We start from the raw sequence: 24,929 nt of genomic DNA, 5'->3' as shown, positions 1-24,929 counted from the left end.
CACCACGCGCCCCCAAGGAAGGAGCAGCAGCACATGAAACCATCCACACTCGGCGCGGCCACCTTATCGGCCCTGCTGATGGTCGGCTGCGCCTCGCATTCATCGCGCATGGCTTCGGTCGCGCTTGAACGCGAAGCGATGGCGGGAACCGACAAGCCGGTGCCCGCGCCGTTGCCACTCGACGACGCCAACCAGACGGATGGCACCGTCGGCACCGCGGCGTCGACGGAAATCCACGCGGGCAGCGGTCGCTTCGTTCACCCGCAGGCGCTGCGCTCGCCACGCGCGGCGGCGAAGGGCAGCGGTGCGGTGACGTTCAATTTCGAGGATCAACCCGTCGAGGCCGTGGTCAAGGCGATTCTCGGCGATCTGCTCGAGGCGAACTACGCGGTGCTCCCTGGCGTAAGAGGCACGATCTCCTTCTCCACCGCGCAACCGGTCGCGCGTGACGAAGCCCTGCCCATTCTCGAAACCCTCCTGTCCTGGACGGGGAATGCCCTCGTTCATGAGCATGGACGCTACAACGTTCTTCCGGCGGGGCAGGCGGTGGCGGGGCATCTGGTGCCCCGTCTGAAAGCGGGTGCGCCCGCTGCGGGCATGTCCGCCCGCCTGTATGCCCTGCGTTATGTCTCCGCTCCCGAAATGGCCAAGCTGCTTGCGCCGTTCGTGCTGCCGGAGGCCGTCCTGCTTGCCGACCCGGCACGCAATGTCCTCGTCCTGTCGGGCACGCCGGACGAACTCGCCAACTATCAGGCGACCATAGACACCTTCGACGTCGACTGGGTCGGCGGCATGTCGGTCGGCGTGTTCAGCCTGAAGAACGCGTCGGTCAACGAGCTGCTGCCTGCACTCGAATCCGTGTTCGGCGCCAGCAGCGGCGCCCCCGTGGCCGGGCTCATCCGCTTCATTCCCGTCGCGCGCACGGGTAGTCTCGTCGTGATCGGTACGCGCGAGGAACACGTGGCCCGCGTGGGCGAATGGATTGCGCGCATCGACGGCGGTGGTGGCAACGAGCCGCGTCTGTTCGTCTACGATCTTCGCAACCTGCCCGCGTCCGATGTCGCCCGGTACATTGCCGGTGTCTTCGGTGCCGCGGTCGACGGCGATGCGGGAGGGCGGGTCGCTCCGGGTCTGGGTACGGGTGCATTGGGCGACGACAGCGGCGATACGTCGGATGCGTTCGGCGGAACGGGCGCCGACGACAAGGACTTCTACCAGCCGCCTTCGGTACCTTCGCCATCCTCGGCGGGTCCCGCGGCGAACGGCATACGCGTGACCGCGATCGACGCGAACAACCAGCTGATGGTCCGCGCCCGTCCCTCGGAATGGGCCGATGTGCGCAAGGCGATCGAGCGCCTCGATGCGGTCCCGCTTCAGGTGCAGATCGAGACGCGAATCCTCGAAGTGGCGTTGAGTGACGAGTTCCGTTTCGGCGTCCAGTGGTACCTCGAAGGGCTGGCGGGCGGAAACGGTGCCGTAACCCAACCGGGCAACAAGCAGCAATGGGCGCTGGGTGGCGCGCTCGACGCCATGCAGGCGCGACCGGATGCGCTCTTCTATTCGTTCGTCAACAACGAACTGAGCGTGAAGCTCCGGGCCATGGAGCAGTCCGGCAAGACCAAGATCCTGTCCGCTCCCTCGCTGGTCGTCGTCAACAATCGCAAGGCGCGCATCCAGGTGGGCGACCAGCTGCCGGTCACGCAGACCTACGTCAATACCGCCGCCGGCAGCGGCAACATGGTCGGCCAGGTGGAATACAAGGACACGGGCGTGATTCTCGACGTGCGGCCCCGGATCAATCCCGGTGGTCTGGTGTACATGGACGTGCAACAGGAGGTCAGCCGCGCGGACCGCACGGCAACCGGTCCCAATCTTCCCATCATGAAGCGCAAACTGACCACACAGGTCGCCGTGCAGAGCGGACAGACCGTCCTCCTAGGTGGCCTCATTCGGGAGCTGGACACGCAGTCGACCGTGGGCGTGCCGGGCCTGTCACGCATCCCCCTGCTGGGTGCACTGTTTCGCAACAAGGAAACCACCGGTCGGCGGACGGAACTGGTCGTGCTGATCACCCCCCGGGTGATCGCGAACGGCATGGAAGCCAGGCGGGTGCTCGACGATTACCGGCGGTCGTTCCGCGCGTTGCGGCCACTGGAAGCCTCCGCCATCGCGCCTGCGGGAACGCGTACCGTGGAAGGCGGCTGACGAAACGCACGATCCGGCGCCGGCTTGCGTACCATAGCCGGCGCATGACTTCCTCGTTTCCCATTTCGCCGCTGCTGCCCGAGATCGTCGCCTCGCTCGATCGGCGGCCCCGGCTCGTGCTCGAGGCGCCTCCCGGCGCCGGTAAGACCACGCAGGTGCCCCTTGCGCTGCTGCACGCGCCATGGCTGGCGGGGCAGCGCATTATCATGCTCGAGCCGCGCCGTATCGCGGCGCGCGCGGCGGCATCGTTCATGGCGGCCCAGCTGGGCGAAGACGTGGGCGGTACCGTCGGATACCGGATCCGCTTCGAGTCCCGTACCGGCCCCCGGACGCGGATCGAAGTGGTGACCGAGGGCATCCTCAGTCGCATGATTCAGGACGATCCCTCGCTCGACGGCATCGGCGCCATTCTGTTCGACGAATTCCACGAGCGTCATCTGGCGGGCGACCTCGGCGCGGCGCTCGCCCTGGATGTGCAGGCCGGTCTTCGTCCGGATCTGCGCCTGATGGTGATGTCGGCCACGCTGGACGGCGAGCGGATCGCGCAATGGTTCGATGCGCCGAGGATCAGCAGCCCGGGCCGGAGTTTTCCTGTCCGTATCGAGCACGTCGCCGCACGCGCGCAGGAGACGACGGAGCAGCACCTCGCACGCGCCGTGATGCAGGCGCTCGCGGAGAATGATGGCGACGTGCTCGCGTTTCTCCCGGGCCGTCGCGAGATCGAGCGAGCCCGGGGCCTGATCGAGCGGCGCGACGAACACGTCGAAGTGGTCGCCCTGCATGGTGAGCTTTCGCTCGCGGAGCAGCAGCTGGCCCTGACGCCCGCGGATGCCGGCACACGCCGCGTTGTGCTCGCGACGAACGTCGCCGAATCGAGCGTCACGCTGCCGGGTATCCGCGCGGTCGTGGATGCCGGTCTCGCGCGCGAGCCCCGCTTCGATCCGAACTCCGGCTTCGCCCGCCTGGAGACGGTCAACATTTCGCAGGCATCGGCCGACCAGCGCGCGGGTCGCGCCGGTCGCGTAGCCGAAGGCACCGCTTACCGGCTATGGCCGCAGAGTCGCCGACTCGAGCCCTCGCGCTCGGCCGAGATCGAACATACGGAATTGTCCGGCCTGGCGCTTGAGCTTGCCGGATGGGGCAGCGACGCCTTGCCGTGGCTGGATGCGCCGCCGGTGGGGGCCATGAGTCAGGCCCGCGACCTTCTTCGGCGGCTTGGCGCGCTCGATGACGCGTCGGCGATGACGCGGCTCGGGCGCGACATGCTGGCCCTTGGAGCCACGCCCCGGCTCGCCGCGGCGGCCTTGCGCGCGCCCACGGCGTTGCGGTCGCTGGTGGCCGATCTGCTCGCCCTGGTGGAAGCGCGCTCGCCGTTGCGCGGCGAGCAGGCTCGCAGCGACGATTTCCGTCACCGTGTCGCGGCCCTGCACCTGTGGCGCGATGCGGGCGCGCGGGGTGCGCGCGCCGGCTCGGCGGATATCGGTGCGCTGGCAGCGATCGAGAAGGCGGCCTCGGGTTGGCGCCGACGGCTCGACGTGCGTACCGCGGCCAGTGGTGTGCCCGACACGCATACGGTCGGCGATCTGCTCGTGCATGCCTTTCCCGACCGGGTCGCCCGGAGAGAGGAGTCGCAGGCGTCACGCTACCTCCTTGCCAACGGGCGCGGCGCACGACTGCACGAGAACAGTGCGCTGCACGGCGAACCATGGATCGTCGTCCTCGACCTGCGGCTCGAAGCGCGTGACAGCCTGATCTACGCAGGCGCGCCGTTCGACCCCGACGTTCTCGAGCGCGACCATGCCGGACGCTTCGTCACCGAGCGTGTGCTGCGCTGGGACGATACGCGGCAGATCGCCGAAGCGTTCGAGGAGCGCCGCTTCGACGCATTGCCGATATCGCGTAAGCCCCTGCCGATGCGTGCCGACGATGCCATCCCCGCACTGCTCGCCGCGATACGCTCGCGAGGTATCTCCTCCCTGCCGTGGAGCGACGCCGCGCGCCGCCTTCGTGCACGTATCGGTGCCTTGCGCGTATGGCGACCCGAGCTGGGTCTGCCCGACGTCGACGACGACGCCTTGCTGGCTTCGATGGATACCTGGCTGTCACCGTATCTCTCCGGCAAGCGCCGTCTGGATGCGCTCCAGGCGACGGAACTGTCGGAGGCGCTCGGCGCGATGCTCGACTACGAACAACGCCGCGCGCTTGACGCACATGCACCGGAAGAACTGAAAGTCCCCAGCGGCATGACGCGGCGACTGGAATACGGTGAACGCGATGACGAGCCTGGCGCTCCGCCCGTGCTCGCGGTCAAGCTGCAGGAGCTGTTCGGCCTTGCCGACACGCCGCGCGTTGGCGATGGGCGTATCGCCGTGATGCTTCATCTGCTTTCGCCAGCAGGCCGACCTATCCAGGTGACGCAGGATCTGGCGGGCTTCTGGAATCGTACGTATCCGGAAGTGAAGAAAGAACTGAAGGGCCGGTATCCCCGCCATCCGTGGCCGGATGATCCGTGGACGGCCACGGCGACGCACCGGGCGAAGCCGCGGGGTACGTAGTTCCCAACCGGGTTGGTTGCACCGTCGTGCCTACACGTTTCCGCGGGCTCGCCCGATGGTCCGTTCGCACGAAAATCGATGGAATGACCGCCTCTACCAAGGAGGTCATTTATGCGCTCGACCATGAAGGTCGTCACAGCGGCGAAAGCCTGCGTACCTCTGCTTGCGCTGTTGGCGGCGTCCGTCGCGGATGCCCGAAGTCAGGGGCTCATCCACGAGGAATTCATCCGCGGCGATCATCACGCCCGGTGGACCCTGCTTTCATTGAAACGCGCGGGGCAGGGCGGTCCGACAACGAGATCTCCGTTTCACTCCGATGAAGTCTGGCGTAGTGAATACCTCGAGACGCCCGACTCGATCTACAGCGACCTCGCCGCTCCCGTCGCTCTGGCGGCGAACGAGTACATCCCCCGGACAGGAAACCCGCGCGAGGGGTTGGCTTATAGCGAAGGTACGGGCTTGCATCCAACCCTTGTCTGGCCCCGGAGTCCCCGGGTGCAGAGTGATGAGTCTGGATCCTTCCCGACCGACGCCGGTGTCAATCGAATGATCGCCTGGAATCTCGGGCTGTATAAGGCGCTGCCCACCGATATGCGCAAGGTCACCTCGCAGCCGTTTGGCTGGTATCACGTCGAACCGTTTGACGATAACGCGCGCTTCAACCTGTTCAAGGCGGATATCGGGCCGGACATACTCGAAAAGGCGATGGCCTTGAGTGGCGCCGAACTGTCGACGCTCGGCGCACAGCTGGCGCTCTCCATCGCAACGCTCAGCCGATGGTCGGACTCGATGGATGATCCGGAGCGGTACGGCATTCGCCGGGCCACGCTCGCGCACTTCTGGTCCGCGACCACGCTGGCCGATCTCACCGAACAAGACCTTTCCTACCTGGCAGACATCCTGCGAATGGAACTCACAGTGGCCCAACTGGGCGTTCCCCCGGGTGACATCAATGGCGCCATCGCCATTCCGACGCCACTACGCGTGGCGCGAACCGCGGCAGCCTGGCATGGCAGCCGACCCGGTTATTCCGCATGCCATACCGACGGTAGTCATGATCCGGGGCAAGCGGGCCTCACACCGGAACGACTCGATCGGCCCATCTGCTTTCTGGATGCAACGGATCGTGCCGTGTACCGCTGGTATCGGGCAAGGCGTGCCACCGAGCTTGCGGCGTCGCCCGACGACTTTGCCCATTTCGACCAGGCTGCGCGATTGATCGCCCACTTCGCTGATGTTCGTCCTGTCTGGGCCGGCGCCTATGCCGACGAGGCGGCTGACTGGGCGGTCCACGCCGAAATCATCGAGGCGCAACTGGTCGCGACTCAGACGCTTGGCTCAATGGCGTCCGATGAGGCCGGTTTTCTGCGCATGACAACCCGCGCCAATCAGCGCATCTGCCGGAGTCGTGAGCCATGACCTTTCGTCGACGAAAACTCGCCATCGGCGGCTTGTTTGTTGCTTTGGTTTCCCTGGCTGATTCGTCCGGAGCGGCGGAAGTGATCAAAGAGCCGCTCAAGGATGACTTTCTCAGGTCGGGTGTCATGGCCAGGCTCCTGGCGTCTTTCGACGCGCACGCCGATGCGGCCCGGAAATGGTACGTCGATGCCTTTCATGGGCGACCCGTGGCTCGCGAAACGTTCGATCGCTTTGGCCAGTCGCTGGAGACCGATCGCATCGTCAGTTTTACCTACGAATACAACCGGGACGGAAACGCCATGACGCACGTCTACCATGGTCGTTCCGGCGCCAATAACCCGTGGCGTGCCCTGCCTTCTTCACGACGCGCCGCGCCCTACGCGTCGTACTTTTCCCGTGTGTCCGCAGACACGGTAGTGTGGAACCGCGAGAGACTTCCTGCGGGCCGCGATGCCGAGCGTAAGATCGCCCGCCAGATCGAGCGCGATATTCGTGACGGTCTGGTGTCTTCGGGCGGAACATTGCGCGGATTCAGCAGCGCAGCCCCTTGCGGGGCCTGCGAAAGCGCCTTGCGCATGCTCTCGGACAGATGGGGGATATCGGTCAGAGTCACTCATTACGTCGAGGGTGGTTCCGCTCATCGACGCTTTCAGAACTTTCGCAAGCAGTATATCGAGTCGATTTATGCAGCGCTGAATGGCACTTCGTTGAACCGCCCGTATGCTGCTTCTTCCGGGGCGTTGCCAGTGCCGACGTGTATGCGAACGTCGCAGGTGGAGGTCGCCGAATGAAACGACACCTCAAAGCACCGCGGCGCGTTCATCGTTACCACGGGAGGACGATCGTCTTTTTGCTGCTGGCGTCCGCCCATGCCGTCGCTACGCCAACGGCGGAGCGATTCCACTCGCCCCCGTCACTCGGTGACGCGTTTCAGGCGTGGACGTTTCACTCGCTCGCCAGGATGGACGCGCAGAGCCTCGGCGACTTTCATCCTCTCCAGGCGGATGTCGCCTGGCGTAGCGAGTATCTGAAGGACCCGGGCTCCATATACAGCGACCTGCATCCGCATCTCTTCTCCAGGATCGCCGGCGAGCCGCCACGCCCCGATGTCTTCCCCGCCGATGTTTCCAGCGGACGAAAGATCGCATGGGACCTGGGCTTCGATAAGGCGCTCATCGGATATCAGGTCCTTCCCGGGTATCCGCAACGACTTCCGATCACCGCACATCATCCCCTGGTTTCCGCCAACCTGGAAAAAGCGGGTGTGCGGCGGCGTTACTTCGATCTTGCATACAAGCTCAGCGGCACGGAGCTCTCCATGATCACGGCGGAGATGGCCGTGGCTTTGGAAGTGCTCCGGCATTGGGTCGACACCACACCGGTCGACGACCACGGCATGTTGGGCGTCAACGCGCATGCGCTTGGACGGTTCGAGGCTGCCGATAATCTCGCGGATATTCCGGACGCCGATCTCGCCTACCTCGCGGATGTCCTGCGTCTGGAACTGTCGCTATGGAATGCGGGCCGGGCAAATGCCGAAGGCTCGAATGCGGTACCTCAGCGGGAACTGCCGACTCCCCTGCGCATCGCCCGGGTGGCGGCCGCCTATCGCGCGTCGCAACCGCCCCTCTATACGGCGTGTCTGGCCGACGGGCAGCGAGATCCGACGACATCGGGCGACAATCCCGAGGACTTGTCGCGCCCCATCTGCTTTACCGACGCAACCGACCGGGCCGTCTATCGATGGTATCGCGCCGCTCGCGCACACCAGTTGGCGCAGGCGCCCGAAGCATTCTCCCGCTTCGACGTCGCGGCGCGCCTGATCGACACCTTTGCCGACGTCCGTCCCGCCTGGGCGGGCGCGTACACGAACCAGGCGCTGGACTGGTCGAACCATGTCGAGGTCGTCGAGGCACAGATGGCGCTCGCTGGGGACGCCTCGGGCAGTCACGACATCACCTTCTACCGTCTCGTCGAACGAGCCAACCTGCTCATCTGCCGGAGGTCCCTGCCATGAAACATCGTTACGGGCTTTTTGGGGCTTATCTTCTTGCCATCGGCTTGCTGTTCGCGTCGGCCTGGTCCGTAGCGGGACCCGTATTGAAACGTCGCGTAGACGCGGTAGGTACGGGCAGCGTCAACGCACGAATCCTCGCATCGTTCCAGACGCACATACGACCGGCTCAGGAATGGTATGTAACGGTGCTCGACGGCGGCACACCCAGCACCGCTCAGTTCGCGGCATTCTCGCGGCAGTTCGCGACGGCCACTTTCGTCAGTTTCACCTACGAGTACACAGTCAACGGCCGGTCGATGCAGCGCGTGTATCACGCACGCTCGGGGCATAACGAGCCGAACACGGGAATGGCCGGCGTTCGTGCGCCCAGGTCCTACCGGAGTTTCTTCACGCATCAGGGCGCCGACATCGTCGCCTGGCACGATGCACGGCCCAACACGAGTACGGTGACCGTGTCTCCCGTTCCCGGCGACAACTTTCCGCAGCAGCGTAAGCGCGACGCGGAGCTGAAGGTCGCCCAGCGCATCGAGCGCGACATTCTGGCGGGTCGCGTTCCGGCGGGAGGTCAGCTCTATGGGTTCTCGAGTCAGGAGCCTTGTGCGTCTTGCGAAGCGGCACTACAGGCACTGTCGGACCGCCGTAACATCACCGTGAGGGTCTCGTTTCTCGGTTTTGGCAGCGCGGCATATACGGCGTTCGACCGTCTCCGGCACCAGCATCTGACGTCCATTGAGGTGGCGGTCAATGGGGGGCAGCTGAACCTGTTGAACCAGTCGGCCGAGTCGCCGGATGCCCGGGTTGGAGTCGCATGCATCGACACGCCGGGGGATGGCGAGGTGGCCGACTGAGCGAGCCGTCAACCCAGGGGGCGTACGCGAAACGTGCGCCCCTTGATCTTCCCGGCGCGCAAGCGCTCGAGCGCCCGGTTGGCAAGATCCCGTCGGATCGCCACGTATGCGCGCGTCGCAAATACGTCGATCTTGCCGATGTCCTTGCCGTCCAGGCCCGCGTCGCCGGTCAGCGCACCGAGGATGTCACCGGGCCGCATCTTGTCTTTGCGGCCACCGTCGATGACCAGGGTCTTCATCGGTGCGAGGTTGAGGACTTTCTTCCCTTCGGGTTGCGCGCGGGCCGGATGCCGCGGGATCGTGCCGCCGAGACGCTCTTCGATCGCCTTGATCTTAGGCAACTCGCGGGAGCTCGCCAGCGAGATGGCCATGCCGTTGGCACCGGCGCGACCGGTGCGCCCGATCCGATGCGTGTGCGTATCCACGTCGTGCGCGATGTCGTAGCTCACCACCAGCGGCAGCGCGGCGATGTCGAGTCCTCGCGCGGCGACGTCGGTCGCCACGAGGATCGAGCAGCTGTGGTTGGCGAAGCGCACCAGCACTTCGTCGCGATCGCGTTGTTCGAGATCGCCGTGCAGGGCGAGCGCCGTGAAGCCACGCCGGTCGAGCTCAGCGGCCAGACTCTCGGTGTCCTTGCGCATGTTGCAGAAGACCAGGGTGGCATCGGGTTTTTCGTGCGACAGGATGCGCGCAAGCACGTCGGCTTTCTGCGCGGGCTCGACCTCGACCACGCGTTGCTCGATGGTCGGGACGTCGTGCGGCTCGTCAGCGGTGACCGTGACGGGGTCGCGCTGGACGCGTCCGCTCATCGTGCGGATGTCATCCGGATACGTGGCGGAGAACAGCAGGGTCTGGTGGTGCTTCGAAATGCGCTTGACGATGTCGTCGATGGCTTCCTCGAAGCCCATGTCGAGCATCCGGTCCGCCTCGTCCAGCACCAGCATCTTGATGCCGCCACCGTGCAGGCTCTCGCGTTTGAGGTGTTCCTGCACCCGGCCGGGCGTGCCGACGACGATGTGCGGATCGTGTTCCAGCGACGCCAGCTGCGGGCCGAGCGGCATGCCACCGCAGAGTGTCAGCAGCTTCACGTTCGGGATGTTCACGGCCAGCCGTCGCAGCGCCTTGCTGACCTGGTCGGCCAGTTCACGGGTGGGGCACAGCACGAGTGCCTGCAGGCGGATTTCGTCGGGGTCGAGCTGCTGTAGCAGCCCCAGCCCGAACGCCGCCGTCTTGCCACTACCGGTGCGGGCCTGGGCGATGACGTCGCGGCCCTCCAGAATCGGCGGCAGGCTGTCCCGCTGGATCGGCGTCATCGACGTGTAGCCGAGGCCGTCGATGGCGGAGAGCAGGGCGGGCTTTAGGGGCAGGGAAGCAAAGGTATCCATGGCGGCATGATCGCACATCGTCCCCCGGTAGCCCTCCCTGTCAGCATCCGGGCGCGGCGGACGGTTCCGCAGAGACGGTGTTGTCTTCCGTGGACGAACCCTCCGAGACCCGGGGCAGGCGCGGTGGACCCAGGCGAAACGACCGCCGCCGCCACGAAAAGCCCTTGAACGTCCGGTCGAGAGCGCGCGGACTCAGGTCGCGGCGAATCTGGGCGGCGCGCGCTGTCCAGCACGTCACGGGCCAGTAGCGGCTCACCCGTGGAGCCGAACATGTGGCTGACCCTGACCTCGATGCCGTATTCGTCCGACAGTTTGCGCATGGCATCCTCACAGGAGCCGCACGTAGCGCCGCCGATTTCACCGCGTATGCGTCCACCACGAGGGATCACACCTGCACGGATGTCATTGCTGATGCGTCGTAGGCGAAACTACCTACCATTGGGTCCGCGAGGGCAGGAGGCCCTTCAGTTCGGCCTCGGTCAGGTTCCGCCACTGGCCGGGCTTCAGGTGCCCCAGCTTCACGTTGACGACGCGCACGCGCCGCAGCTGGGTCACCCGGTAGCCGAACTCGGCGGCCATCAGGCGGATCTGCCGGTTCAGACCCTGCGTGAGGATGATGGCGAAACCGAACTTCGCGATCTTCCTCACCTTGCACGGCCGGGTCATCTGCCCATGGATGCGCACGCCCCTGGCCATGCCGCGCAGAAACTCATCGGTCACCGACTTGTTCACCGCCACGAGGTATTCCTTCTCGTGGTTGTTCTCCGCACGCAGGATCTCGTTGACGATGTCCCCGTTGCTGGTCATCAGGATGAGGCCTTCGGAGTCCTTGTCCAGCCGACCGATCGGAAAGATGCGCTGCGGATGGTCGACGAAGTCGACGATGTTGCCGTCGACGGTCTGGTCCGTCGTGCAGGTGATACCGACCGGCTTGTTCAGTGCGATGTACACGCCGCGGCTTCTGGACGGGCTTGCGATCAGCGTGCGCGCGACCACCACCTCGCCATCGACCTTGACCACGTCGCCGTCGAGCGCCTTGGCGCCCGTGCTCACGACTTCGTCGTTGATCGTAACGCGGCCGGCGATGAGCAGCTCGTCGGCCTCGCGTCGCGAGCAGAGTCCCGCCTCGCTGATGTACTTGTTGACGCGCATCGGCTTACGAACGCATTCCGACGCCGCGGCTGAGCAGGCGCAGTGCCACGGCCGACAGGCCTACTACGAAGACGATCATCACGATGAACGCCGTGACGATGGGCACGTCGCTGACGCCGAGCACGCCGAAGCGGAACGCGTTGACCATGTACAGGATCGGGTTGACCAGCGAGATCGAGCGCCACGGCTGGCCGAGCAGGTCGACCGAGTAGAACACGCCGCCCAGGTAGGTCAGCGGGGTGAGCACGAAGGTCGGGACCAGCGCGATGTCGTCGAACTTCTTCGCGAATACGGCATTGACGAAGCCGGCCAGCGAAAACACCGTGGCACCCAGTACGACCGACAGGAAGGTGATGATCGGATGGGACACGTGCAGGTCGGTGAAGAACAGCGCGATCAGCAGCACCAGTGCGCCGACGACCACGCCACGCACGACGGCGCCGATGACGTAGCCGAGCAGGATCACCCAGTTGGGCATCGGCGACACCAGCATCTCTTCCACGTACCGGCCGAACTTGGCGCCGAAGAAGGATGACGAGATGTTGCCGTAGCTGTTGGTGATGATGCTCATCATGACCAGACCCGGCACGATGTACTGCATGTACGTGAAACCATGCATCTCACCGATGCGGCTGCCGATCAGCTTGCCGAAGATGACGAAGTACAGCGTCATCGTGATGGCCGGCGGAATCAGCGTCTGCGTCCAGATACGCATGATGCGCATGATCTCGCGACGGACGAGGGTGCCCAGGGCGACGAGGTTGGTGGAGGCGCTCATGCCGCGTTCTCCCGGCCGTGCTCGACCAGTCGGACGAAGAGTTCCTCCAGCCGGTTGGACTTGTTGCGCATCGAGGTCACGGTGACGCCGTGGCCGGAAAGCGTGGCGAACAGGGAGTTGAGGTCGTGCGAGCGGGACATCTCGGCTTCGATAGTGTGGTCGTCCAGCGCGCGCAGCACCACGCCGGCCGGGGTCGGCAGATTGGCCGGCACGCTGGCCACGTCGAGCACGAAGGTCTCGACGTCGAGGGTGGCGAGGAGGCTCTTCATCGACGTGTTCTGGACGATGCGGCCCTGGTCGATGATGGCGATGTTGCGGCAGAGCTGTTCCGCTTCCTCGAGGTAATGCGTGGTGAGGATCACCGTCGTGCCGGCCTCGTTGATGCCCGAGACGAACTGCCACATCGAGCGCCGGATCTCGATATCGACGCCGGCCGTCGGTTCGTCGAGGATCAGCAGCTTGGGCTCGTTCATCATCGCGCGGGCGATCATGAGGCGGCGCTTCATGCCGCCGGACAGGGTACGCGCCTGCAGGTGCGCCTTGTCCCACAGGCGCAGCTCCTTCAGGTACTTCTCGGCGCGGGCCCGGGCTTCCGCCCGGCCGACGCCATAGAAACCGGCCTGGTTCACGCAGATGTCGAAGGGCTTCTCGAACTGGTTGAAGTTGATCTCCTGGGGAACCAGGCCGATCAGGCGCATCGCGTCGCTGCGGTGCTTGTGGATCGATACCCCGAAGATCTCGGCGTCGCCCGAGGTCGAGTTGACCAGGGAAGACAGGATGCCGATGAGGGTGGATTTGCCGGCGCCGTTGGGGCCGAGCAGGGCGAAGAAATCCCCCGGCTGGACGGTCAGGGAGATGCCCTTGAGGGCCTCCACGCCGTTGCCGTAGGTTTTCCGGAGATTCGTGACGTGCAGAGCGGGGATGGTCATGGGCTGCGCCGGGATGACAAGCCGCCTATTATACCGGGCTTTGCCGGGTCCCCTCGTTCCCTGGCGTCAACAGAGACTTTCCATGGCCGAACAATTCGAGCTCCGTCTGACCGACAGCTTCATGCTTGCCCCCTCGGTCCGGCACCTGTCGTTCGAGCGGGTGGACGGTCAGCCGCTGGCCTTTGTCCCGGGCCAGTTCCTGCAGGTCCACTTCCACTACGACGACGGCAAGGCGACCAAGCGCAGCTACTCGGTCGGCAGCGTGGGTGACGGCAGCGGCCCGGTTCAGCGGATCGAGATCGCCGTAAGCTATGTCGAGGGCGGGGCGGCGACGAAGCTGCTGGGCGACCTGGAACACGGCCAGACCGTGGATGCGAGCGGCCCTTACGGCCGCTTCTGCCTGATGGACGGCGACCGGAACGCGCGTTACATCCTGATCGCCACGGGCACCGGCGTGACCCCGTACCGGGCCATGCTGCCGCAGATCGAGGCCCTGATCGCCAGTCGCGGCTGCCGTTTCGTGCTGCTTTACGGCGCCCGCAACGAGGGTGAACTGCTCTACGGCGAGGAGTTCGAGGCCTTCGCGCGCAAGCATGAGGGCTTCACCTTTCACGCCTGCCTGTCCCGCGGCGCCCGTCCCAGCCCGCGTCCGCACGACCGCCTGGGTTACGTTCAGGACATGCTGGCGGAGCTGGAGCCCAGCGCCGAGGGGGATATCGCCTACCTCTGCGGCAATCCCAACATGGTCGATGCCGCGTTTTCGGCACTGAAAGACCATGGTCTGCCCGTCCAGCATATTCGCCGGGAGAAATACATCTCCTCGCGCTAAACTCGCCCCCCATGCACGCCTACGCCGCCCCGTCTGACCTCTCTGCCGAGATGCGGCGGTACGCGATGCTCGACCAGCGCCTGCTCGCTGCCGTCCGCGCCATCCGTATCCTGCCCACGGTCTCCTGGCCCGCCTCGGTCGAAGAACGCCTGATCGCGGAGTTTGGCGCCGGACGGCTCTCGATCCCGACCATCGCGTACCACCCGCCGCGACTGGGCGACACGCGCGCCGAGCTGGAAGCGATCGAGGCCGAAGCGTCCGAGGATCATCCGATCGCCGACTACCTGCGGCGCACGGCAGAGTCGTGGCGGATCGCCACGCAGATGCTCGAGTCCGCCGGCACCGACGGCGTCACGCAGGCATCCGTCGCGCTTTACGGTCGCCCTGGCGATGCCATACCCGGCAGCAACCGCAGCAACCTGGATGCCGCCCGCTATTTCGTGGACCTGGCGGACGAACTGGGCGCGGATCTGGAAACCGAAGACGCCACCGGCAACATCCCGGCGGAAGAGCTGCGCCGCGACATGGCCTCCCAGCTGGACGCGTTCTTCTCGCCAGGCACTATCTCCGTCGAGGTGGATCCGGAGCTGACCGCGAAGGCGGCGGCCGGCGCGACCCGCATCCGTTTGCGCGGTGGTATCCGTTTTACCGAATACGATCGTCACCAGTTGCTGGCCCATGAGGCCTTCGTCCATTCGCTCACCGCGTTGAATGGTCGCGAGCAGCCGGTCCTGGCATCGCTGGCGCGCACGTCGCCACGTGTCACCGCGACGCAGGAGGGCCTGGCGGTGTTCGCCGAGCTGATGTCCGGCGCCATCGATATCTCGCGGCTGAAGCGAATCAGCCTGCGCATCCTGGCGATCGACATGGCCCTGAACGGTGCCGATTTCGTCGAGGTGTTCCGGTACTTCCGTGAGTGCGGGCAGAACGTCGCCGACAGTTTCCACTCGGCGCAGCGAGTCTTTCGTGGCGTGCCGCTCAGCGGCGGCTCGGCGTTTGCGAAGGACAACGTCTACCTGACCGGGCTGCTCGCGGTGCACACCTTTTTTCGCTGGGCGTTGCGGCAGCGCCGCCTCGACCTGCTGCGCAACCTCTTCGCCGGCAAACTGGCACTGCACGACGTCATGAGCCTCGAAGCGCACTTCGCGAGCGGCGATATCGCGGCCCCGCGCTATCTCCCGCCGTGGATGCAGCACGTGCATGGGCTGGCGGGGAAGCTGGCGTTCTCGCTGTTCGTGAATCACATCCACATGGCGGGCGTCGAGGCCGAGGAAATTTCGCTCGGCCTCTGAACGGCGTCGATCAACGGATACGGAAGTCGCCGGGCGACAGGGCGAAGAAGGGCGTGCTCGTGTCGCTACAGGCAACCGACAGTCGACCGCGCATCGTTGGCGCGACGGTCCCGGGGATGGTGAAGCGCGCCGTTCCGCTGTTCCTCACACCGGTGAGCAGGTTCTCTTCGAGCCAGCTTTCGCCGCCGTCCACGGATAGCCTGACGTCCACACTCGTGCAGGAAAGCGGGGGCTTGTCGGTGCCGGCGACGCGCCATTTCACGGCGATCGTCTTGCCGCGGCTGAGCGTTGCGCTTTTCCGGGGAGCGACGACCTCGAATGCGGCGCCCGTGTCGACGACGTCGACCGTGATATCGCGGCTGACGACGTGCGCCAGCTGGTCGAGGTTGTCGCGTGCGGTGAGCCGGAAGTTCAGCGTGCGATCGCGGATGGGGAAGGTGTCGCCGCGACCGATCGGCTCCTTGCCAAGCAGCACCCCGGTCGCCGGGAAGGTCTGGCTTCCGCTGGCAGTGGGGCGTCGCGACCGGAACAGCGGTCCGTTGCCGGTATCCGTGAGTTCGGCCGTGGTCTGAGCGCGGCCGCGGTCGATCTGCTCGAACGTGTACGTAGGTGTGGCACCAGCATGCACGTAGCTCAGTGCCCCCGCCAGTTCGAACGGTGTCCGCGCGGGGACCGCCACATAGGACGGGTAGCTGGTGTCGACCATCGGGGTGCGGATCGGGTTGACGCGGGTGGCGGCGCACGATCCGCCTTCGGAATCCAGCCACGCGCGGATCTCTCCGATGCTGCGGCCGTGGAAGTAATCGTCCGAGCGCGTCTGCAGGTTGGCGGACGTGATGCCGGCGTAGCCCATGATCGTGGAGCCGCCGCCGGGCTCTACCGCTGCATCGGGCTCACGCTGATCCGACCCGGGGTCGGCGATGTTGAAGGTGTGTTGTCCGCCGAACTGGTGGCCCAGCTCATGGGCGACGTAATCCACATGGAAGGTGTCACCGAAGGGATCGGCGCTGCCCGTCATGCCTGCCGCCTTATCCGCGCCACCGTCTTCGTAGTCCTGATCGGTGACTTTCGTTCCCGGCCGTATGTCGATCGTGCGTGTTGCGTTAAGACATGTGTTGCCGATGCGTCCCGCCAGTCCCGCGGTGCCGGAAGCGACAGCATGCACGAGATGGCCGACGTCATAGTTCTCGCGGCCCAGTGTCTGCGCGGCGACGGCGGCGTTGCGCAGGACGAGCTGGTCGTCGTCCCCGAGACCTTTGAAAGGGTCCGTGTCCTTATCCGCGAAGATGAGTCGGTCGTTGTTCTCCGCCAGCTGGAAATGCACGCCCAGGTCGTTCTCGTAGATCGCGTTCAGCCGGTTGACGACCTTCGCCACGCCGGCCAGGCCATCCTCGACAGTGCCGCCCATCTTCGCGACGTAGTCGCTGCTGGCGCTCATGGCGATGCGAAACGTTCGCAGGAGCTGGCCGCTGCCGGTGCGTGCCTTGCCTGCCCGCGTTCCCGGCGCGGCGGTGGGAAGGCCGCCGCCGTGCGGCGTTGTCTCGCGCAAAGCGGGACCTGCGGGTGCATCCGCTTGCCGGAATACGACGTGGATGGCCGGGGAATGTCGCGAGCGAGCTCCGGGGGCGCGTTTTACCGGCGTTTCGGGCCGAACGATCCAGTCGCCGGCGCGATCGGTCACACGAGCATGCACCGCGCCGGCCGCATCGATGTCGATACGCGCGGTGCGCCCTTCGGCATCGCGACCGATCATGCTGCGCAGCCCGGGAAAGCGCGCGGCCAGTCCGGGGGGCAGTACGCCCGAGTCCTCGAGGGTGAAGCGAGTGGCGCCGCTAACGGGCAAAGGAAGCTCGATGGTCTGCGCGGTCTGGCTGCTGCGCCCGACCGCCCGCGCTTGCCCGAAGGCGGCCAGACCGTCGGCGCGCAGTGCGACACGTCGCTGATGAACGGGAGAGCTGGTCGTCGCCGCTGACCGGGCACTTGCGCCAGCACGCGTCACGTCCGACCAGAGCGCCTGAGAAGTGGCATAGGCGACCGGGAGGCCGGATAGCAGCGCAGTGACGGCCGTGAAGAGTGCGAGGCGTCGGGGAGAGGAGTACAGGGACATGGAATTCCTTTTCGCGTGGGGACGCGTCGAGATGCGATGTGGGTGGACGTGCTCCATGACGCCACACGTGCGTGGTCAACATCTGTAAGGGAATCCCGATAGACCGCTAAGCGATGGCCTTCGCGTCACGGCGCGCGGATCACAAAAGGGCCTGGCGATACCGCGAAAAAAGGTCGCCAGTCGCAACGAAGACGAAGACGGGCGACATCGCTCGTCACCTCCGTGGGAAGCCGCACTGTCGCCGAGCCGTTATTCGGCACGTCCGTGGCCAGCGGCGTTTCAAGCCAGTGCGAGCCGGCATCCACCGAGAGGTCGACATGCAGGAAGTGACAGGAAATCGGCTTCTCCGTGGTGCCCGCCACGTCCCAGCGGATGTCGAGCGCGCCACCGGCGACGGCAACGATCCCGGCGGCCGGTGCCGCCATCGCAAAAGCGCGCCCCGTATCCACGACCCGCACCCGCCTGTCCGCGCTGGCGAGCGTGGCCGTCGCGCCGGCGTTGTCACGCACCGTCAGGCGGAAATGCAGGTCGCGCGATGTGGTTGGCAAGGTTTCTCCCGGACTCGCCCGCTCGTCACCGAGCAGCACCGGAAGACGAGGGAAGGTGCGTTGCGGCGTCGCTGACGGGGCGAAGGAGCGAAACAAGGGCCCCTTCCCGTCGTCGACGAGCGGCCCCGCTGCCCTGTCCCCGCATCCATCTGCTCCCAGGTATAGGTCAGGCGATCGCCGGGGGATGCCGCTTCCACGGCGGCGTCGAGGGTAAACGGCGTACGCGCCGGAATCACGGTGGTTTCGGCCAGCGGCACGGGATCGATCCAGGGTGCGACGGCGGATGTCAGGCGTCGCCCGGCGCAACGCCCGCCGCGCGATCCGAGCCACGCCTGGATCTGCTCGATGCTTCGTGCGTGAAAGTACAGGCCCGGGCGCGGCTGGAGCCAGTGGTCTTCCGTGCCGCAGCCCGACGTGGCGTAGCCCATGATCGTACTGCCGCCACCCGGTTCCACGGCGCTGTCGTCGAGTGTGGCGCGTCGGCACGCATCGGCGGTCGGCCATGCGCCGAGCTGGCGTCCGAGGCCGTGCATGAAATAACCGAAGGCATGCGATGACCCGGCCGGGTCCGCATGCCCGCTCCACGCGGCGGCCTTGTGCGTGGCGAAGAAGTCCGCATCGCGCGCGTCGCTGCACGATGTACCGACATGACTGTCGCCACCCTCGAACGTGCTGAAGGCATGGCCGATATCGTAGTGACGCGATCCGATTTCCCGGTCGATCAGCGTGACGGCCGCCGGGCCGGGTTCATGCGTTTCGAACAGGTCGCCACGCGCGTTTGCGACGACGATGCGATGGTTGCGATCCACCAGGGTGAGATGGACACCCAGGTCGGTTTCGAGCACCTCGTTGGCGCGGTTGACCAGATGGACGATCTCCGCGAGCGCGCTGGCGACGGTACCGCCGTTCCTGGCGACGTAACGGCTGCTCGCGGCGACGGCGAGCCGGAAGTCGTAGCGCACGATGCCTCCCTGGCGCGCGCTCCGCCGACGTTTCAGGGGCGTGACCGCCTCGGTGGGTGCCTGCCGCGTCTGGGCGGCGCCACGCGTCTCGGCGACTGGTGTACTCGCGTTGCCGAGGGCAAGGAAGTCTTCCGGCTCCCTCTTCCACGTGTCGCCGGGGCGGATGAGCCACTCCGTGTTGCCCGACCGGACGCTCGCCCGGATACCGCGCGGGGAGAGGTCGAGACGAAGCGTGCGGCCTTCGTCATCCTCCCCACGGAAGCTGCGAAGGCCGGGAAATCGCTTCACCAGCCCGCGCGGCAACGTGCCGGAATCGCGGACATGAAAGACGCGCGCGCGACCGTCCGCCAGTGGGAAGACGACATCGGTGCCGGGGCGCGGTGCCAGCGGGAGCCGTAGAAGCCGCTGACGGAGGGCCGTTTCGTCGACGGTGATCGCGGCAGCGAAGGCCCAGCCCGGGGCGAGAAGAAGCGCGAGAACCGAGGGAGCGATAAAACGCATGAGGACGGCCGGGAGACGGGAAGGGCCGACCACGTTAGGGAGCGGGGCGCCCCGGTTCTGCCGGATTCCGCAAGGCAGAAATGTAGGTTTTTCATATCACTGGATGTCGCAATGCAACACACCGCGACGCGGGAGAACCGCGGTCGCGGTGCTAACATCGCGGGCTACTTTCCCACCTAAGCTCCCACAGGACTCCATGGCCATCTCCGAGGAACTGAGGCAAGCCGCTCTCGAATATCACCGTCTTCCGCGCCCCGGCAAGATCAAGGTCACGCCGACGACGTCACTGCTCACGCAGCGAGATCTCTCGCTCGCGTACTCTCCGGGTGTCGCCGCCGCCTGCGATGAAATCGTCGCGAATCCGACCTCCGCCGCCGAGCTCACCGCGCGCTCCAACCTGGTGGCGGTGATCACCAACGGCACGGCGGTGCTCGGTCTGGGCAATATCGGTGCGCTGGCCAGCAAGCCGGTGATGGAAGGCAAGGGCGTGCTGTTCCAGAAGTTCGCCGGGATCGACGTGTTCGACATCGAGATCGACGAGACCGATCCGGACAAGCTGGTCGATATCATCGCCAGTCTCGAGCCGACGTTCGGTGGCATCAACCTCGAAGACATCAAGGCACCGGAGTGCTTCATCGTCGAGCGCAAGCTGCGCGAGCGGATGAAAATTCCCGTGTTCCACGACGACCAGCACGGCACCGCGATCATCGTCGGCGCGGCGGTCATCAATGCGCTGCTGGTCACGGGCAAGAAGATCGAAGACGTGAAGCTCGCCACCACCGGCATGGGCGCCGCGGGCATTTCCTGCGTCGACATGCTGGTGACGCTGGGCCTCAAGCGCGAAAACATCCTCGCCTTCGATCGTGACGGCGTGCTGCACAGCGGTCGCACCGATCTGGATCCGGACAAGCAGCGTTACGCGCGTGACACGGACAAGCGCACGCTGGCCGAGATCGTCGAAGGCGCGGATATTTTTCTGGGTCTTTCCGCCGGCGGTATTCTCAAGCCGGAAATGGTCGCCACGATGGCCGACCGCCCCATCATCTTCGCGCTGGCCAATCCGAATCCGGAAATCCTGCCGGAAGACGCCAAGGCCGTGCGTCCCGACTGCATCATGGCGACGGGCCGCTCGGATTATCCGAACCAGGTCAACAACGCGCTGTGCTTCCCCTACCTGTTCCGCGGCGCGCTCGACGTCGGTGCCTCCGTCATCAACGAGCCGATGAAGGTGGCCTGCGTCAAGGCCATCGCTGAGCTCGCACGTCGCGAAGCGTCCGACGTGAGTGCGCGCGCCTACGGTGGCAAGCCGCCGAGTTTCGGTCCCGAATACCTGATTCCGCAGCCGTTCGATCCGCGTCTGCTGATTCAGCTGCCGCCGGCGATCGCCAGGGCGGCGATGGATTCCGGCGTGGCCGAGCGTCCCATCGAAGACTTCCCGGCGTACATCGAAACGCTGACCAGCTTCGTCTTCCGTACCGGCCTGCTGATGAAGCCGGTGTTCGAGCGGGCGAAGGCCGATCCCAAGCGCGTCGTCTACGCTGAAGGCGAAGAAGAAACGACGCTGCGCGCCGTGCAGACGGTGGTGGACGAAGGCCTGGCCAAGCCGATTCTGGTCGGTCGCCCCGACGTCATCGAAAAGCGTATCGCGCGCGCGGGCCTGCGTCTGAAACCCGGCATCGACTTCGAGATGTGCAACATCCATTCGGATCCGCGTTTCGAAGACTACTGGCGTCTGTACCACTCGATCATGGAGCGCCGCGGGGTCACTCCCGCGTCGGCCAAGGCGGTGGTGCGTTCCCGTCCGACGGTCATCGCGGCGCTGATGGTCGAGCGTGGCGAGGCCGACGCGATGATCTGCGGTCTGGTCGGCACCTACCAGAGCAAGCTCGAATACATCGCCGACATCATCGGCCTGGACGAGGGCGTCTCGGAGGCCTCGGCCATGGCCGCGGTGGCGACGGAGAAAGGCACGTTCTTCTTCCTCGACACCTACGTGCAGGAAGATCCCAGTGCCGAGCAGATCGCCGAGGCCACGCTGCAGGCCTCCATCCGTCTGAAGCTGTTCGGTATCCAGCCCAAGATCGCCCTGCTGTCCAGTTCCAACTTCGGGAGCCGCGAGACCCGCAACTCGCGCAAGATGCGCGAGGCGCTCAGCCTGATCCGCAAGAGCGTCCCCAAGCTGGAAGTCGAGGGTGAGATGCAGGCGGACGTGGCGCTCAACCCCGAACTGCGCGAGCGGATCTTCCCGAACTCGCGGCTCGAAGGTAAGGCCAACGTCTTCGTCTTCCCGAACCTGGATGCCGCCAACACGGCCTACAACATGGTCCGCACCCTGTGCGACGGCGTCGTCATCGGCCCGATTCTCATGGGCGTGGCCAAGCCGGCGCACATCCTGACGCCCCAGGCGACGGTCCGCCGTGTGGTCAACATGACCTCCGTGGCCTGCGTCGAGGCGCAGATCCGTGCGGGTAAGCCCAGGACGGTCGTAAACGACTGATTGCCGGGTTTATCACGAGGCAAATCCCCATACCGCCGCGTATGCGAATACGTTGCGGTATCATGTGAAGGTTTTCCCGCCACCCGCGGGCTTCTTCAGACCCCATGAGCGCGCGGCCAGCGCGAGCGGAGCATCCATGGACCAGATCGACGATATCCTGAACCAGGACCTCGACCCTACCGAAACCCGGGAATGGGTCGAGTCGCTCAACGCCGTCATCAATCATGACGGTACCGAGCGCGCGCATTACCTGCTGGAGCGCATGGTCGATTCGACCCGTCGCGCGGGCGGCTACCTGCCGTTCGATCCGACGACGGAGTACGTGAACACCATCCCGCCGCACATGGAAGCGCGCAGCCCGGGCGACGCCGCCATCGAGTGGCGCATCCGCTCGCTGGTCCGCTGGAACGCCCTCGCCACCGTCGTTCGCGCCAACCGCAAGCCGGGCGACCTCGGCGGCCACATCTCCAGCTTCGCCTCCTCGGCGACCCTGTACGACGTCGGCTTCAATCACTTCTGGCGCGCCCCCAGCGCGGACCACCCGGGCGACCTGGTGTTCCATCAGGGCCATTCGGCGCCGGGTGTCTACGCCCGCTCGTTCCTCGAAGGCCGCATCGGCGAAGAACAGCTCGACCTGTTCCGCATGGAAGTGGAAGGCAAGGGCCGTGGCCTGTCCTCCTACCCGCATCCCTGGCTCATGCCCGACTACTGGCAGGTGCCGACCGTCTCGATGGGTCTCGGCCCGATCCAGGCGATCTATCAGGCGCAGTTCTGGAAATACCTCGAACACCGCGGCCTCGTTCCGAAGTCCGATCGCAAGATCTGGTGCTTCATGGGTGACGGCGAGTCGGACGAGCCGGAGTCGCTGGGTGCGATCTCGCTGGCCGGCCGCGAGGGCCTCGACAACCTGATCTTCGTCATCAACTGCAACCTGCAGCGCCTCGACGGCCCGGTTCGCGGCAACGGCAAGATCATCCAGGAACTGGAAGGCGTGTTCCGTGGCGCCGGCTGGAACGCCATCAAGGTCGCCTGGGGCAGCTACTGGGATCCGCTTCTCGCCCGCGACACCTCGGGCAAGCTGCGTCAGCTGATGATGGAAACCGTCGACGGCGAGTACCAGGCCTGCAAGGCCTTCGGTGGCGCCTACACGCGCGAGAAATTCTTCGGCAAGTACCCGGAAACCGCCGCGCTGGTCGCCAACATGTCCGACGACGACATCTGGCGCCTGAACCGCGGTGGCCACGATCCGCACAAGGTCTATGCGGCCTACCACGCGGCCGTGAACACCAGGGGCATGCCGACCGTCGTCCTCGCCAAGACGGTGAAGGGCTACGGCATGGGCGCCGCGGGTGAGTCGCAGAATCCGGCGCACAACCAGAAGAAGATGGACACCGACGCGATCCGCGCCTTCCGCGACCGCTTCAACATTCCCATTCCCGACGACAAGCTCGACGAAGTGCCGTACTACCATCCGGGCAAGGACTCGGAAGAAGTGCAGTACATGCTCGAGCGCCGTCGCGCGCTCGGCGGTTCGCTGCCGCAGCGCCGCCGCAAGTCCGACCAGTCGTTCAAGGCACCGACGATCGAGTCGTTCGAGCAGATCACCAAGGGCACCGGCGATCGCGAGATCTCCACCACCATGGCCCTCGTGCGTGGCATGAACCTCATGCTGCGTGACAAGGAGCTGGGCCCGCGCATCGTCCCTATCGTGGCCGACGAAGCCCGCACCTTCGGTATGGAAGGCATGTTCCGCCAGATCGGTATCTATGCGCCGTTCGGTCAGAAGTACCGGCCGCAGGATGCCGACCAGCTGCTGTATTACCGCGAGGACCAGAAGGGTCAGGTGCTGCAGGAAGGCATCAGTGAGGCCGGCGGCATGAGCGCCTGGCTGGCCGCGGCCACCAGCTACAGCATCAGCAACGTGCCGATGCTGCCGTTCTTCATCTACTACTCGATGTTCGGTTTCCAGCGCATCGGCGACCTCTGCTGGGCCGCCGGCGACATGCGCGCGCGCGGCTTCCTCATCGGCGGTACCTCGGGCCGCACCACGCTCAATGGCGAAGGCCTGCAGCACGAAGACGGTCACTCGCACCTGCTCTCCGGCGCGATCCCGAACGTGGTGTCGTACGACCCGACCTTCTCCTACGAGCTGGCCGTCATCATGCAGGACGGTACGCGCCGCATGATGCAGGAGCAGGAAGACGTCTACTACTACATCACCGTGATGAACGAGAACTACGCCCACCCCGATCTGCCGAAGGGCAGCGAGGAAGGTATCGTCAAGGGCATGTACCTGTTCAAGGACGGCGGCAAGGCGAAGAAGAACGAGCCGCGCGTACAGCTGATGGGTTCGGGCACGATCCTGCGCGAAGTCATCGCGGCCGCCGAACTGCTCGAGAAGGACTTCGGTGTCTCGTCCGACATCTGGTCGGTGCCGAGCTTCTCGGAAGTCCGTCGCGAAGGTTTCGACGCCGAGCGCTGGAACCGTCTGCATCCGGAATCGCCGCAGCGCGTGCCGTACATCACCGGGCTGCTCGCCGACCGTCAGGGTCCGGCGATCGCCGCGACCGACTACGTGCGTGAGTTCGCCGATCAGGTCCGCGCCTTCATGCCGGACGGCATGCGTTACACGGTGCTCGGCACGGACGGCTACGGCCGCAGCGATACGCGTGCGCACCTGCGCAGCCATTTCGAGGTCGATCGCTACTGGATCGCCCAGGCCGCCCTGGCTGCGCTGGCGAAGGAAGGCAAGGTCAACGCCAAGGACGTCAGCCGCGCGATCAAGGAATACAAGCTCGACATGGATAAGCCGAACCCGATGACGGTCTGACAGTCGTCATGTGAGACGCGTAAAAAGGGCCGGAGCGATCCGGCCCTTTCTTTTTTTGGCATCACGTCATGTCGA

Annotated in this window: 17 protein-coding genes; 10 read left to right on the top strand and 7 right to left on the bottom strand. The window is 65.6% G+C overall.

What is annotated here, in order from left to right:
• Positions 1 to 33 precede the first annotated feature (33 nt).
• The 6 genes from gspD to FA87_RS17010 all read left to right on the top strand — a co-directional run bounded on the left by gspD (position 34) and on the right by FA87_RS17010 (position 9,044).
• Positions 34 to 2,205: a type II secretion system secretin GspD gene (gene gspD / locus FA87_RS17035; protein ID WP_052191413.1), complete on the top strand. Its 2,172-nt coding sequence runs from the start codon at positions 34 to 36 to the stop codon at positions 2,203 to 2,205.
• 44 nt (positions 2,206 to 2,249) lie between these two features.
• Positions 2,250 to 4,760: an ATP-dependent helicase HrpB gene (gene hrpB, locus FA87_RS17030; protein WP_043696233.1), complete on the top strand. Its 2,511-nt coding sequence runs from the start codon at positions 2,250 to 2,252 to the stop codon at positions 4,758 to 4,760.
• Positions 4,761 to 4,871: 111 nt separating this feature from the next.
• The gene (locus FA87_RS17025) at positions 4,872 to 6,179 is read left to right on the top strand and encodes a hypothetical protein (protein ID WP_156128585.1); all 1,308 of its coding nucleotides are present in this window, start codon (positions 4,872 to 4,874) and stop codon (positions 6,177 to 6,179) included.
• On the top strand, positions 6,176 to 6,970 hold the full coding sequence (locus tag FA87_RS17020; RefSeq protein ID WP_043696229.1) for a hypothetical protein: 795 nt from the start codon (positions 6,176 to 6,178) through the stop codon (positions 6,968 to 6,970). The genes FA87_RS17025 and FA87_RS17020 overlap by 4 nt, the downstream gene beginning before the upstream one ends.
• The gene (locus FA87_RS17015; protein WP_156128584.1) at positions 6,967 to 8,196 is read left to right on the top strand and encodes a hypothetical protein; all 1,230 of its coding nucleotides are present in this window, start codon (positions 6,967 to 6,969) and stop codon (positions 8,194 to 8,196) included. The genes FA87_RS17020 and FA87_RS17015 overlap by 4 nt, the downstream gene beginning before the upstream one ends.
• A complete protein-coding gene (locus tag FA87_RS17010; RefSeq protein WP_043696225.1) occupies positions 8,193 to 9,044 on the top strand; it encodes a hypothetical protein in 852 nt (283 codons plus the stop codon). Before FA87_RS17015 ends, FA87_RS17010 begins: the two co-directional genes overlap by 4 nt.
• 8 nt (positions 9,045 to 9,052) lie before the next feature.
• On the opposite strand, the gene dbpA is transcribed toward FA87_RS17010, so the two are convergent.
• From dbpA to FA87_RS16990, 4 genes are all read right to left on the bottom strand, one after another.
• Entirely contained in the window at positions 9,053 to 10,429 is a 1,377-nt protein-coding gene (gene dbpA, locus FA87_RS17005) for an ATP-dependent RNA helicase DbpA (protein ID WP_036117031.1), read from the bottom strand.
• 432 nt (positions 10,430 to 10,861) lie between these two features.
• Positions 10,862 to 11,581, bottom strand: a complete 720-nt coding sequence (locus FA87_RS17000; RefSeq protein ID WP_036109873.1) for a pseudouridine synthase — start codon at positions 11,579 to 11,581, stop codon at positions 10,862 to 10,864.
• 4 nt (positions 11,582 to 11,585) lie between these two features.
• The gene (locus tag FA87_RS16995; protein ID WP_036109874.1) at positions 11,586 to 12,359 is read right to left on the bottom strand and encodes an ABC transporter permease; all 774 of its coding nucleotides are present in this window, start codon (positions 12,357 to 12,359) and stop codon (positions 11,586 to 11,588) included.
• Positions 12,356 to 13,288, bottom strand: a complete 933-nt coding sequence (locus tag FA87_RS16990; RefSeq protein WP_043696224.1) for an ABC transporter ATP-binding protein — start codon at positions 13,286 to 13,288, stop codon at positions 12,356 to 12,358. The genes FA87_RS16995 and FA87_RS16990 overlap by 4 nt, the downstream gene beginning before the upstream one ends.
• Before the next feature lie 82 nt (positions 13,289 to 13,370).
• On the opposite strand from FA87_RS16990, the gene FA87_RS16985 reads away from it, so the two are divergent.
• Together FA87_RS16985 and FA87_RS16980 are read left to right on the top strand one after the other, a co-directional pair.
• Entirely contained in the window at positions 13,371 to 14,117 is a 747-nt protein-coding gene (locus FA87_RS16985; RefSeq protein WP_043696221.1) for an FAD-binding oxidoreductase, read from the top strand.
• A 65-nt stretch (positions 14,118 to 14,182) separates the two neighbouring features.
• Entirely contained in the window at positions 14,183 to 15,409 is a 1,227-nt protein-coding gene (locus FA87_RS16980) for a flavohemoglobin expression-modulating QEGLA motif protein (protein WP_239709117.1), read from the top strand.
• Between the two features lie 10 nt (positions 15,410 to 15,419).
• On the opposite strand, the gene FA87_RS16975 is transcribed toward FA87_RS16980, so the two are convergent.
• The 3 genes from FA87_RS16975 to FA87_RS16965 all read right to left on the bottom strand — a co-directional run bounded on the left by FA87_RS16975 (position 15,420) and on the right by FA87_RS16965 (position 19,527).
• Positions 15,420 to 17,516: a reprolysin-like metallopeptidase gene (locus FA87_RS16975; RefSeq protein ID WP_043696219.1), complete on the bottom strand. Its 2,097-nt coding sequence runs from the start codon at positions 17,514 to 17,516 to the stop codon at positions 15,420 to 15,422.
• 125 nt (positions 17,517 to 17,641) lie between these two features.
• Positions 17,642 to 18,064, bottom strand: coding sequence for a hypothetical protein (locus FA87_RS16970; protein ID WP_043696216.1), 423 nt, complete (start codon positions 18,062 to 18,064; stop codon positions 17,642 to 17,644).
• Positions 18,028 to 19,527 carry a reprolysin-like metallopeptidase gene (locus tag FA87_RS16965; protein ID WP_043696213.1) on the bottom strand — a complete coding sequence of 500 codons (1,500 nt, stop codon included), beginning with the start codon at positions 19,525 to 19,527 and terminating at the stop codon, positions 18,028 to 18,030. Before FA87_RS16965 ends, FA87_RS16970 begins: the two co-directional genes overlap by 37 nt.
• Positions 19,528 to 19,723: 196 nt before the next feature.
• On the opposite strand from FA87_RS16965, the gene FA87_RS16960 reads away from it, so the two are divergent.
• Both FA87_RS16960 and aceE read left to right on the top strand, forming a co-directional pair.
• Positions 19,724 to 22,024 (top strand): NADP-dependent malic enzyme, encoded by a 2,301-nt coding sequence (locus tag FA87_RS16960; RefSeq protein ID WP_036109889.1) that lies wholly within the window; start codon positions 19,724 to 19,726, stop codon positions 22,022 to 22,024.
• A 136-nt stretch (positions 22,025 to 22,160) separates the two neighbouring features.
• Positions 22,161 to 24,854 (top strand): pyruvate dehydrogenase (acetyl-transferring), homodimeric type, encoded by a 2,694-nt coding sequence (gene aceE / locus FA87_RS16955; RefSeq protein WP_043696211.1) that lies wholly within the window; start codon positions 22,161 to 22,163, stop codon positions 24,852 to 24,854.
• Positions 24,855 to 24,929 lie beyond the last annotated feature (75 nt).

Origin of the sequence: Luteibacter sp. 9133, assembly GCF_000800155.1 — a bacterium.
Classification (GTDB): domain Bacteria; phylum Pseudomonadota; class Gammaproteobacteria; order Xanthomonadales; family Rhodanobacteraceae; genus Luteibacter; species Luteibacter mycovicinus.
Note: the sequence above shows the minus strand (reverse complement) of the source record. Positions and strands in the feature narration are given on the sequence as shown.